General features: G+C 68.3%; 9 protein-coding genes. 3 read left to right on the plus strand and 6 right to left on the minus strand.

Annotated features, from left to right (window positions below; translation table 11 throughout):
* Positions 1 to 219: 219 nt before the first annotated feature.
* The 3 genes from AC1DW3_RS23040 to AC1DW3_RS23050 all read right to left on the minus strand — a co-directional run bounded on the left by AC1DW3_RS23040 (position 220) and on the right by AC1DW3_RS23050 (position 5912).
* Positions 220 to 1203, minus strand: a complete 984-nt coding sequence (locus AC1DW3_RS23040; RefSeq protein ID WP_477935272.1) for an AEC family transporter — start codon at positions 1201 to 1203, stop codon at positions 220 to 222.
* A 159-nt stretch (positions 1204 to 1362) separates the two neighbouring features.
* Complete coding sequence (locus AC1DW3_RS23045; RefSeq protein WP_477935274.1) at positions 1363 to 3231, minus strand: ATP-binding protein; 1869 nt, start codon at positions 3229 to 3231, stop codon at positions 1363 to 1365.
* An 89-nt stretch (positions 3232 to 3320) separates the two neighbouring features.
* Positions 3321 to 5912 carry a DNA topoisomerase III gene (locus AC1DW3_RS23050; RefSeq protein ID WP_477935276.1) on the minus strand — a complete coding sequence of 864 codons (2592 nt, stop codon included), beginning with the start codon at positions 5910 to 5912 and terminating at the stop codon, positions 3321 to 3323.
* A 118-nt stretch (positions 5913 to 6030) separates the two neighbouring features.
* On the opposite strand from AC1DW3_RS23050, the gene AC1DW3_RS23055 reads away from it, so the two are divergent.
* From AC1DW3_RS23055 to AC1DW3_RS23065, 3 genes are read left to right on the plus strand one after another with little or no spacing between them, the layout of a single operon-like run.
* Entirely contained in the window at positions 6031 to 6507 is a 477-nt protein-coding gene (locus tag AC1DW3_RS23055) for an SET domain-containing protein (protein WP_477935278.1), read from the plus strand.
* 4 nt (positions 6508 to 6511) lie between these two features.
* The gene (locus AC1DW3_RS23060; protein WP_477935280.1) at positions 6512 to 7231 is read left to right on the plus strand and encodes a biotin--[acetyl-CoA-carboxylase] ligase; all 720 of its coding nucleotides are present in this window, start codon (positions 6512 to 6514) and stop codon (positions 7229 to 7231) included.
* Complete coding sequence (locus AC1DW3_RS23065) at positions 7231 to 7902, plus strand: hypothetical protein (protein ID WP_477935281.1); 672 nt, start codon at positions 7231 to 7233, stop codon at positions 7900 to 7902. The genes AC1DW3_RS23060 and AC1DW3_RS23065 overlap by 1 nt, the downstream gene beginning before the upstream one ends.
* Here the strand turns inward: AC1DW3_RS23065 and AC1DW3_RS23070 are convergent.
* From AC1DW3_RS23070 to AC1DW3_RS23080, 3 genes are all read right to left on the minus strand, one after another.
* Positions 7885 to 9912: a S8 family peptidase gene (locus AC1DW3_RS23070; protein ID WP_477935282.1), complete on the minus strand. Its 2028-nt coding sequence runs from the start codon at positions 9910 to 9912 to the stop codon at positions 7885 to 7887. The two genes, AC1DW3_RS23065 and AC1DW3_RS23070, sit on opposite strands and share 18 nt — an antisense overlap.
* Before the next feature lie 132 nt (positions 9913 to 10044).
* A complete protein-coding gene (gene gap / locus AC1DW3_RS23075; protein ID WP_477935283.1) occupies positions 10045 to 11043 on the minus strand; it encodes a type I glyceraldehyde-3-phosphate dehydrogenase in 999 nt (332 codons plus the stop codon).
* An 80-nt stretch (positions 11044 to 11123) separates the two neighbouring features.
* The gene (locus AC1DW3_RS23080; protein WP_477935284.1) at positions 11124 to 12125 is read right to left on the minus strand and encodes a hypothetical protein; all 1002 of its coding nucleotides are present in this window, start codon (positions 12123 to 12125) and stop codon (positions 11124 to 11126) included.
* Between the last annotated feature and the right edge of the window lie 212 nt (positions 12126 to 12337).

Raw genomic sequence — 12337 nt, forward strand, 5'->3', positions numbered from 1 at the left:
GGGCTTGCGCGACACACCACGCGACAAGTGCGGTAAGTCAGTTGGCAGCGATCCTGCAGACGACCCGACGTATTTGGGCCGAGCGCTGGGCCGCTCCCGAGCCGGCCCGTCTGGCGATGTGCTTGCGGCTCAATGCCGCAAGCATCGCCGTCCCCTCGGGGGACCGACCAGGCGCGCCTGCGTTCAGCGGCGCGGGACTGGGCGAGGGGCACTTCATTGTTACCAAGGCGACAACCATGCCAGCAAGGCCAGCCACAGCGGCGCCGTGGCGACGTAAAGAACGGTGGAGAGGACGGTGGCGGCCGTGACCTCGGGCTCCATGGTGCGGTAGCGCTGCGCGAAGATCAGCGCGTTGGAGCCGGTCGGCAGGGCGGCCAGCATGACGATGACGGCCAGCGGCATGCCGTTCAGGCCCAGGCCCCAATGCGCGACGCTGAGGACGACGGCCGGGATCAGCAGCAGCTTGGCCGTCACCAGGCCGGAGAGGCCGTGCCAGGACTTGGGCCAGCCGTAATAGGCCAGCGACATGCCGATCAGCGTCAGGCACAGCGGCACGACGGCCGTGCCGAGGTTCTGCAGCACCTCGTCCAGCACGGCAGGGATGGGCCAGCCGGTGACGTGCCAGGCAAGGCCCGCCAGCACCGGCAGCACGACGGGATGGATGACGGTGTTGCGCACCGTCTGGGCCAGCGTCGAGCGGAAGCTGCGCGAATCGCGCCCGCGGGCCACGTCCAGCTCGACCAAGGCCGTCAGCAGCGTCAGGATGGTCAGCGAATGCAGGCTGACGACGGCGATGTGGATGGCCAGGCCACGCTCGCCGAACACGCCGGCCGCCACCGGCACCCCCACCTGCAGCGTGTTGCCAAAGCCGGCCGTGATGGCCTTGACGCTGGGCGCCGTCACCGCCTCGCCGGGCTTGCGGCGCCAGCGTTCGAACAGATAGATCAGCGTGACGACGACCAGCACCGGCACGAAGAAGGCGAACAGAAAGGCCCAGGGCAGCGTCGCCGTGTCCAGCCGCGCCGTGGTGCGGAACAGCAGCGCCGGCACGAAGATGTAGAAGGCCGCATTGGCCAGCACGCGCGCCGGATCGCTGTCACTGCCGGCCTCGCCGCCGCCCAGCCAGCGCATGCGGCCGACAGCCCAGCCGATGGCAACAGCGACCAATATCGCCAACAGCTTGAACGCAATCGCCCAGGTCATATCAGGCCCCTCGCCCAGTCACGTCGCGCTGAACGCGGCCGTGTCTGGTCGGTCCCCCGAGGGGACGGCGATGCTTGACGGATCGACCGTCAAGCACATCGCCAAGGCGGGCCGGCTCGGGAGCGGCCCAGCGCTCGGCCCGAAAGGCATCAGAAAACGTCATGCCAATGGCAGGCGCAGTTCGAACACAAAGCTGCTGCCCTGCCCCGCCGTGCTCTGCACCAGGATCTGGCTGCCCATCAGGCGCACCAGCTGCTGGCTGATGGACAGGCCCAGGCCGGTGCCGCCGAGATGGCGCGAGGCGTCGGACACCTGCTCGAAGGCCTGGAAGAGGCGCGCCTGCTGGGCCGGCGTCATGCCGATGCCGCTGTCGCTGACCTCGAAGCGCAGGCGCGTGTGCGTGGCATCGAGTTCGACGACGCGGGCGGCGAGCTGCACGCTGCCGCTGTCGGTGAACTTGACGGCGTTGGACAGCAGGTTGAGCAGCACCTGGCGCAGGCGCTGCCCGTCGGCCACGACCGTGGTCGGCAGCCGGGTGTCGATGTCCACGCCGAAGCCCAGGCCCTTCTGCTCGGCGCGCAGGCGCACGCTGTCGCAGGCCATGTCGACGAGGGCGCGCAGGTCCACCGGTCCGGCTTTCAGCGACACCTTGCCGGCCTCGATGCTGGCCATGTCCAGCACGTCGTTGATGAGCTCCAGCAGGTGCAGGCCGGAGTCGCGCATCAGCTGCAGCTTGGCCTGCTGGCCGGCGGGGATGGCGGCGTCCATCTGCATCAGCTGCGTGAAGCCCAGGATGGCGTTCAGCGGTGTGCGGAACTCGTGGCTCATCGTCGCCAGGAAGCGGCCCTTGGCCTGGTTGGCGGCCTCGGCGCGCAGCTTGGACTCGCTGAGCTCGGCGGTGCGCTCGTTGACGAGTTCCTCGAGATGGTCGCGATGGCGGGTCAGCTCGGCCTCGGCCTGGCGGCGCAGCGAGATGTCGCTGACCATGCCTTCGATGCGGCGCTGGCCGCCCTCCCCTTCGGCTGCGACCCAGTGCGCGTTCAGCTCGACCCACAGCGGCTTGCCGCCCGCGCCGCGCAGCTGCAGCTGGCATTGCTGGATCTTGCCCTGCTCGTTCATGACGACGGCCACGCGCTCCATCTCGTGGCGGTCGATGCCGGTCAGCTCGCGCAGCCGCCGGCCCACCGGGCTTTGTGAGCCCAGGCCCAGCATCTGCGTGAAGGCGCGGTTCATGCTGAGCACGCGGCCGTCGGCATCGGCCTGGAAGACGCCCTCGGTGGCGTTCTCGAACAGGCTGCGGTAGCGCGCCTCGCTGGCGCGCAGGCCCTCGGAGCTGAGCTGCACCTGGTCGGCCGCACTGCGCAGCTTCAGGCTCATGGCGTTGAAACGCATCGTCAGCTCGCCGATCTCGTCGCCGCGCTCGACCATCTCCTGGGCCCCCAGGTCGCCCTTGGCGACGCGCTGTGCCAGGCCGCCCAGCCTCAGCACAGGCCGGCGCACCAGCCAGTGCACCAGCAGTGAGCTGGCGATGACGATGCCGACGACGACGACGGCGAGCAGTTCGACGACGAAGAGGCGGGTGCGGCGGATCTGGTCATCGACCAGATCGCGCGTGAAGGTGAGGACAGCCGACGCCACCTGGGTGCCTGCCGTGTCGGCCGCGGGCTGGTAGGTGACGGCGAACTCGCGCTTGAGCGGCCCGCTGGCCGGCACGTCGCGACTGCGCTTGGCCAGGCCACCGCGCAGGCCCAGGCCCTTGAGCTCGATGGCGTGCACCTCGGGATCGGCCATGACGGCGTCGAGCAGGTTCTCGATGGCGACGTGGTCGAGGTTCCAGATCGGCCCCGCGAAGCCGCGCTCGATGAGGCCGGCCATGCGCGCCTCGCGCTGGCGCAACGAGGCCATCAGCTCGTCTTCCTCGTGCGTCGTCCAGTACCAACCGACCGCCAGCACCAGCAGGCTCGCGACCAGCGCAATGCCGGCCGTCAGGCGCGTCTGTATGCCGATGCTGATCGGTGTCAACGCCATCCCTGCCCTCCTTGTCAGGCCTATTCAGCGAGCATAAGTCCAGTCGACGGCCCCGCCGGGCGCGGCGGGGTGCGCTCGCAACAGTGGGCTCAGGCCTTGGCCGCCGCCTTCTTGGCCGGGGTCTTCTTGGCAGCCGGCGCCTTGGCCGCGCGCGGCTCGAACTCGAAGACGACCTTGCCTTCCTTCTTGTCGTAGGCCAGGAAGGCCTTGAACTTGCGCCGCGTCTTGTTGGAGACGAAGTTCTCCAGCAGGTCGGTCTTGCCGTTGGCCAGCAGCTTGTGCACCTGGGCCGGCTCGATGGGCTGCGTCAGGATGACCTTGCCGGTCTTGAAGTCGCAGGTGACGTTGGCGCCGACCGAGTGCTCGCAGACGTAGTTGGCGCCATGCTCGTAGACATGACCCTGGCACTTGGGGCAGGCGCCCAGCGACGCCTGGCCGGAGAAGTCCACCGGCTCGCCGTCGTTCTCGGCCTTCTTGGCGTCTTCGCCGAAGTCGAACTCCAGCTTCCAGTTGGCGATCTCTTCGTCGTAGACCAGCGCCAGCTCGGCCGTGAAGGGCCAGCCCGCCTTGGAGCGGAATCCCTCCAGGGGACCGATCTTCTTGTTGGCCAGGAAGGCCTCGACCTCGGCCAGCTCGAAGCTGCGGCCGCCCGGGATCTTGCCGATGGAGAAGCCGCAGGCGTCGTCGCCGCTGCCGCTCTTGCCCGTGCAGGTGAAGCGGCGGTAGTTCTCCTTCACGATGCCGCCGCACTTGGGGCAAGGCGTCTTCAGCGTCGCGTAGTCGCCGGGGATGGTGTCGCGGTCATAGCCCTTGGCCTTGGCGACCATCTTCTCGGTCATGGCCGCGATCTCGGCCATGAAGACCTCGCGCTTGAGGCGGCCCTTCTCCATTTCCGAGAGCTTGAACTCCCAGTCACCGGTCAGTTCGGGCCGGGTCAGGTCTTCCACGTCCAGGCCGCGCAGCAGCGTCATCAGCTGGAAGGCCTTGGCCGTCGGGATCAGCTCGCGGCCCTCGCGCAGCATGTATTTCTCGCTGATCAGGCCTTCGATCGTGGCCGCGCGCGTGGCCGGCGTGCCCAGGCCCTTCTCGGCCATGGCCTCGCGCAGTTCGTCGTCGTCGATGAGCTTGCCGGCGCCTTCCATGGCCGACAGCAGCGTCGCTTCCGTGTAGCGCGCCGGCGGCTTGGTCTGCAGCGCCTTCACGTCSACGCTCTCGGTGCGCACGACTTCATTCGGCTGCACCGGCACGAGATTGGCGTCCTCGTCGTCGACGTCCTTGCCGTAGACGGCCAGCCAGCCCGGCTTGACCAGCACCTTGCCATTGGTCTGGAAGTGATGCTTGTCGTCGATTTTGCTGATGCGCGTCGTGACCAGGAACTCGGCCGGCGGGAAGAACACCGCCAGGAAGCGCTTGACGACCATGTCGTAGAGCTTGGCCTCGATCTCGGTCAGCGCCTTGGGCGCCTGCAGCGTCGGGATGATGGCGAAGTGATCCGACACCTTGGCGTTGTCGAAGACCTTCTTGGTCGGCTTGATATAGCCTTCCTTCAGCGACTTGGCAGCGTGCTGGGACAGCAGGGCCAGCGGGCCGGGCAGATCCTCGGTCGCCAGCATCTTGGCGGTGTCCTTGGCCACGGCCACATAGTCCTCGGGCAGGAAGCGCGAGTCCGTCCGCGGGTAGGTCAGCACCTTGTGCTTCTCGTACAGCGCCTGGGCGATGGACAGCGTCGTCTTGGCCGAGAAGCCGAAGCGCGAGTTGGCCTCGCGCTGCAGCGTCGTCAGGTCGTAGAGGCCGCCGCAGCTGGTCGTGCTGGGCTTGCTTTCCTCGCTGACGACGGCGGGCTTGCCCAGCACGGCCTTGGCGATCTCGTCGGCTTCGGCCTGGGTCCAGAGGCGGTCCGAACGACGCTCGGCGTCGTCGTTCTTCTTCCAGGCGGGGTCGAACCACTTGCCTTCGTACTGGCCGGCCTGGGCGTCGAAGTTGGCGCGCAGCTCCCAGTAGTCGCGGGCGACGTGCTTGCGGATCTTCTCCTCACGCTCGACGACGACCGACAGCGTCGGCGTCTGCACGCGGCCCACCGTGGTCAGGAAGAAACCGCCGTCACGCGAATTGAAGGCCGTCATGGCTCGCGTGCCGTTGATGCCCACCAGCCAGTCGGCCTCGGAGCGGCAGCGCGCGGCGTCGGCCAGCGGCAGCATCTGCGCGTCGCTGCGCAGCTTCTCGAAGCCTTCGCGGATGGCCGCCGGCGTCATGGACTGCAGCCACAGCCGCTCGATGGGCTTGTTCAGCTTGCCCTTGGCCGGTTGGGCGTACTGCTCGATGAGGCGGAAGATCAGCTCGCCCTCGCGGCCCGCGTCGCAAGCATTGATCAGCGCCGTCACGTCCTTGCGGCGGATCAGCTTGGCCAGGGCATTGAGCCGGCCCTTGTTCTTGTCGATGGGGTTGAGGTCGAAGTGCGGCGGGATGACGGGGAGGTTGTTGAAGCTCCACTTGCCACGCTTGACGTCGAACTCCTCGGGCGCCGCGATCTCCACCAGGTGGCCCACGGCCGAGCTGACGACGTACTGCTCGTTCTCGAAGTGGTCGTCGTGCTTGTCGAACTTGCCAGCCACGGGCGTCAGCGCGCGGACGATGTCCTGCGCGACGGAGGGCTTCTCGGCAATGATCAGAGTCTTGCTCATCGGTCTTTCTCTAGCACCTGTGCACACGGCGGGGGACTCGAAATCCCCTGCCTACAATCCGGGCCTCGCGCGCACCTACGCACGCGCGCACCCATGAAATCACCGTACCACAGCGCCGATGACCGCTAAAACCCCACGCCGCAAGATCGAAGTCCGTGATTCCGGCGTGCATGGCCGCGGGGTCTATGCCGTGGCGCCCATCAAGGCGGGCACGCGCATCATCGAGTACACCGGCGAGCGCATCACCTGGGAGCAGGCGGTGGAGCGCCACCCCCACGACCCGGCCCAGCCCAACCACACCTTCTACTTCCACCTCGACGGCGGCCTCGTCATCGACGCGCTGATCGGCGGCAACAACGCGCGCTGGATCAACCACGCCTGCGAACCCAACTGCGAGGCCGACGAGGTCGACGGCCGCGTCTTCATCCAGGCCCTGCGCGACCTGGCACCGGGCGAGGAACTGTTCTACGACTACGGCCTGGTGCTGGAAGACCGCCACACCGCCAAGGTCAAGAAGCAGTTCGCCTGCTGGTGCGGCGCGCTGACCTGCCGCGGCACCATGCTGGCGCCCAAGACCCGGAAATCGGGGCGCTGAGCCGATGGAGCGGCGCCATCTCGCCGAATGCGGCTCGACCAACACCGAGGCGCTGGCCCATCTGCGTGACGGCGGCGGGCCGGTGATCGTCTCGGCCGACCGCCAGACCGCCGGCCGCGGTCGCATGGGCCGGGCCTGGCTGAGTGACGACGCGGCGCTGACCTTCTCCATCGCGCTGTCGCTGCCGGCAGCGCTCGACCTCTCGGGCCTGTCGCTGGCCGTCGGCTGCACCGTGGCCGATGTACTGGACCCGCAGGGCGAGCGCATCCGCCTCAAGTGGCCCAACGACCTCTTCCTGGACGGCGCCAAGCTCGGCGGCATCCTCATCGAGACCGTGCCTTTGGCCGGTGAACGCCGCGGTGTCGTCATCGGCATCGGCCTGAACCTGAAGCCGCTGCCGCCCGAGGCCGACCGCCGCGACTTTGCAAGCGGCCATGCCGCGCTGCGGACCCTGGACCCGCAGGCCAGCGCCGCGGCGACACTGGACCGCCTGGCCCCGGCCCTGCAGGCCCTGCTGGCCGACTTCGAAACCCTGGGCTTTGCGCCCTGGCAACCCGCCTTCACGCACCGCGACCTGGCCATGGGCCGGCGCGTGCGCGTCGGCGAGCAAACCGGCGTTGCCTGCGGTGTCAACGAGCGCGGCGAGCTGCTGCTGGAAACCGCCGCCGGCCTCTTGACCTGCAGCGGTGGTGAACTGAGCCTGAGACTGGAGACCAGCCTGTGATGCGCATCGTCGTGGTTGTGCTGCTGGCGGTGAACGCCCTCTTCTTCGTCTGGTCACGCGGTTGGCTGGACGCCGTCAGCGGCCTGCCGGCCGAAGGCGGCCGCGAGCCGCAGCGTGTCGCGGCCCAGCAGCATCCCGAACGCATCCAGCCGCTGGCCGCCAGCGCGGCCGTCGCGGCGGCCCAGCGCAGCTGCCTGGAACTGGGCCCGCTCGAGGGCGATGCGGCCCTGGCCGCAGCGCAAGCCGCGCTGAAGGCCACTGGCGCCGAGACCCAGGTGCGCAGCAGCGAGCAGCCGGGCGTGTGGGTGGTGGCGACGATCAAGCTTGCCGACCCCGAGTTCCGCGCCCGCAAGGAAGCCACCTACAAGGGGCTGCGCATCAACTTCGAGCCGCTGGAAGGCCTGCCCGCCGAGCAGCCGGCCTTCGTGCTGAGCAAGCACGCCAGCCAGGCCGAGGCGGCGGCCCAGGCCGAGAACTTCGACAAGCGTGGCCTCAAGGGCCTGCGCGTGCTGGCGCTGAAGGCGGCGACGAGCCGCCACACGCTGGTCATTGCCCAGGCAGACGGCCTGCTGGCGGCCAGGCTCAAGGCCTCCAAGGACGCGGCGCTGGGCGCCGGCTTCAAGGCCTGCAGCGCGGCGCCCGCCGCGCCCGCGTCAGCGGCCAGCAGCTGAGCGCCGCAGCGCCAACGCCGCGAGCAGCAGACCGGCCAGCCAGGCCGCGCTCGCCGCACCGCCGCCACCGCCACCGCTGGTAGCCGGCGGCGTCACCACCGGCGCCGCCGCGACGCTGATCGTCGCCGACTGGCTGTAGACGGCACCGGTGTTGTCGGTCACATCGGCGCGCACGGTGAAATTGCCGGCTGCCGTGGGCGTGATCGTCGCCGTGGCCGTGCTGGCGCCCGAGGCAAAGGCGGTCACGATGCCGCCCCCGTCCACCAGAACCCAGGTCGTCGACGCGACCGTGCGTCCCGTCGGCAGGCCGGCCGCGGCGGTCAGCGTCAGCGTCTGGCCGGCGGTCAGGCCGCTGGCGGGGCTCTGGGTGATGGTGACCACGCCGGCGCCGTTCAGGGCGGCCGCAGCGGCAACGGCCGCGGCGGCGTCCACCATGCCGGCGCCACAGGTCGACGTCGTGCAATAGCACTCGTCCTGCACGGTGGAACTCGGTGCCTTGCACACGGGCGGATTGCCATCGGCGGCGCTGCCACCGCCCGTCGTCGGGAAGGCGCGTGCCGTGCTCCTGAGGATCTGCGTCGCCTCGGCCGAGGTCAAGGTGGGTCGCACCGAGGCCATCAGGCCGACGATGCCGCTGACGATGGGCGCCGAGAAGCTGGTACCCACCGAGGCGCCATTGCCGGTGTAGACGTCGCTGCTGGCCACCGGCGCCGTCGTGCCGGCATTGGTCGTGCTGACCATGGGGTAGAGACAGGCCTGGTTGCTGCCGGTGTTGATGCAGTTGCCACCGGGCGCGGCGACGGTCACCTCAGTGCCCAGGCTGGAGAAGCCGACCTTGGTGCCGACGTGGCGCAGCGCCGCCACCGTGATGACGCCGGGACAGTTGCCGGGCGACCCGACGGCCTGGCCCTCGGAGTTGCCCGCCGCGATGACGATGGTGGCGCCGGCGGCGTTGACCGCCGTGATGGTGTCCCGGTAAAGGGTGCTGCAACTGCCGCTGCCCCCCAGGCTGAGGTTGAGCACCTTGGCCTTGTTCGCGTTGGCCGGCAGCCCCGGCACGGCAATGCCGACAGCCCACTTCATGCCGGCCATGATGTCGCTGTCATAGCCGCCGCATTTGCCGAGCACGCGGATGGGCATGATCTTCAGCCCCCAGCCGACGCCGGCCATGCCCAGCCCGTTGTTGCTGCCGGCGGCGATCAGGCCGGACACGCGGGTGCCGTGCCAGGAACTGTTGCCGATGTCGCTGCTGTCGCAACCGCTGCCCAGGGCGCCGCCGTTGATGTCGGCCTGGCTGACCCAGTCACCCGGGTCGGAGGGGTCGGTGTCGGGGCCGGTGCCGTCGTTGGCGATGGCCACCGATTGGGAACTGCTGCCGGCGCCGAAGCCGATCATGTCGTAGCCGGCGACGAACTGACCCACGAGGTCGGGGTGGTCCATGCGCACGCCGGTGTCCAGCACGGCGACTATTGTTGTGGCCGTGCCGGTCGTGGTGTCCCAGGCGGCCGGCGCGTTGATGCTGGAGACAACCTGGCCCGGCGTAGCGCTGGGCTTCTTCAGATACCACTGGTCGATGGTGCGGGCCTGGATGCCGCCGACCGTGGATTCCGGGTTCACGTCCGCGCCGCCGAACAGCGGGTCATTGGGCAGGCGCGCGTGCTTGCGGCGCTGGTCCACCGCCACCAGTTCCACTTCACCGTCCGCCGCCAGCTTCTTGGCGAGCTGGGCACCCGTCATGCCGCGGGCGATGACCACTTGCGTGCGTTCGTCCAGGCTGATGCCGGCGGCCAGCCGGTGGCCGGTGCGCAGGCCCAGGGCCGTCGCCCGCGTCTGTGCGATCTCGCGCGCCTCGGCCCGCGTGGCCCGCAACGCCATGGCCTTGGCCCGCACGCTGTCGGCCTGGGGCTTGAAGCGAACGATGACGCGGGCTTCGGTGTCCGCCGTCTGCGCCAGGACGGGGGTGGCCAGCACGGCCAAGGTGGCAAGCAGCAGCGGACGCAGGGACTTCATGAGGCGAGCTCGAACGGGGCGGGCAACCAGTTTATGTGTCCGTCATGGACAAGATCGCAAACAAATGTGCCGCGCAAGAAAGCAGAAAGCCCCGCCGGAGCGGGGCTTTCATCAAGTCTGAACAGCGAAAGATCAGCCGTTCACGACGCGGACCATTTCCAGGACCTTGTTCGAATAGCCCCACTCGTTGTCGTACCAGGACACCAGCTTGACGAAGGTGCTGTCCAGCGCGATGCCGGCTTCGGCGTCGAAGATGGAGGTGCGGGCGTCACCGCGGAAGTCGGTCGCGACGACCTTGTCTTCCGTGTAACCCAGCACGCCCTTCAGTGCGCCCTGGCTCTGGGCCTTGAACTCGGCGCAGATCTCGGCGTAGGTCGCTTCGCTGTTCAGCTCGACGGTCAGGTCGACGACCGACACGTCGCTGGTGGGCACGCGGAAGGCCATGCCGGTCAGCTTCTTGTTCAGCTCGGGGATGACCTTGCCAACGGCCTTGGCGGCGCCGGTGCTGCTCGGGATGATGTTCTCGAGGATGCCGCGGCCGCCGCGCCAGTCCTTGTTGCTCGGGCCGTCAACGGTCTTCTGCGTGGCGGTGGCGGCGTGCACGGTGGTCATCAGGCCGCGCTTGATGCCCCACTTGTCGTTCAGCACCTTGGCCAGCGGGGCCAGGCAGTTGGTCGTGCAGGAGGCGTTGGAGATGATGGCTTCGCCGGCGTACTTGGTGTGGTTCACACCGAAGACGAACATCGGGGTTTCATCCTTGGAGGGGGCCGAGAAGATGACCTTCTTGGCGCCCGCGGCCAGGTGCTTCTCGCCGCCGGCCTTGTCCAGGAAGATGCCGGTGGCTTCGATGACGATGTCGGCGCCGGCCTCGGCCCACTTCAGCTCGGAGGGGTCCTTGACGGCCGTCAGGCGGATGGGCTTGCCGTTGACGATGAGGGTGTTGCCGTCAACCGAAACCTCGCCGTCGAAGCGGCCATGCACCGAGTCGTACTTCAGCATGTAGGCCAGGTAGTCGGGCTCGAGCAGGTCGTTGATCGCGACGACCTCGATGTCCTTGAAATTCGCCACGGCGGCACGGAAAACCATGCGCCCGATGCGGCCGAAGCCGTTGATGCCGATCTTGATGGTCATGCGAGAGTCTCCAGAGGATAAGAATTCTGTGCGGGCGCGATTCTCGGCGATTCGCGGTACGGGGTGGTTTCAGCGTGATTTCAGCCGGCGCCGGCCGCGCCACCGCCTTGCAGGTCGAGAGTGCCGCAGGGCACGTCGATCTGCAACTGGCTGCCGAACAGGTCGTTGGCCATGTCGTCCGACTTGAAATCGAACTGCAGGGCCTGCAACCAGCTCAGGAAACCCATCTTGTTGGGATCCACCGGGCCAGGCACGGTGGCCTTGTTGGGATATCCGCCGTCGCCAAAAACAAAGTTCACCTTGAACGGGCACGCCATGGTTTTCAGGTCGAAATGCGCGGTCAACTTGCCCGGCTCCCGCGTCATGGCAAGGAATTCCTGCAACGGGAAACGCTCGCGCTTGAAGCCGAAGCGCTTCTTGTTGTCGGGGTACATGCTGAATCGCTGCTCGATGGTCCGCGGCTTGTCCTGCGCGCCGCGGCAGGGCATGCGGTACTCGATCACCCAGTCACGTACGGCCTGCTCAAAGCGGGTCGAGGCCTTGGCGTAGACGAATTTCACTTCAGGCGCCTGCTGCGCGTCGCCCTTGAAGGTGATTTCGGCTACCAGGTGCTCGGCCTCGGGGCGGCCGATCGCGGCGCCCATGCGGTAGTCGAGTGCCCGCCGTGGCATCACGACGCACAGCGGCGCCCGGTCCTTGGCATCCGTCGGCATCGGCGTGGGATCCCGGTCGTTGTTCTGGAAGCTGAAATCCTGAACCGCCGTGACCACCCCATCCTCGGGCGTCAGGCAGGGCAGGCGGTAGCGCGCCACATACTCAAAGACCTGATCCTGCATGTCTTCGCGCGCCGAGTTGAACAGCACCTCGACAACGGGTTTGGCGTCTGGCTTGCTGAACTTCATCAACACCCGCATGGCACCGTATTCGCGATCCAGCTTGTTGCGCACCGGATAGCGCGGCGCACTGGCCGGCTTGGCGAGGCAGCCCAGGCGCTGCGCCTCGCTGCGGATCGGCACCTCGGTTTGCGCCGACGCGCCCAATGAACACGCGCCGAGCAGCCCGGCGGCGAGAAGTCTGCGCATCGAATCCCCCTGATTTTTTGATGCAGGCGGTTTGTAGCGCAGGTTCGGTGCTGGCCGCTGCCCGTCCGGCACCAGAAATCAGTGACGCCGAACCGGGCAACCGATGTGACCGCCGTGTCAGCCCGCGCCGCCCGCCCACAAGAAAAGGGCCGCAAGTGCGGCCCGGTACTTCCACATGCCTCACTCCCCGGCCGCATGCGGCCTGGAGCGGG

The organism is Roseateles sp. P2_H4 (assembly GCF_056403315.1).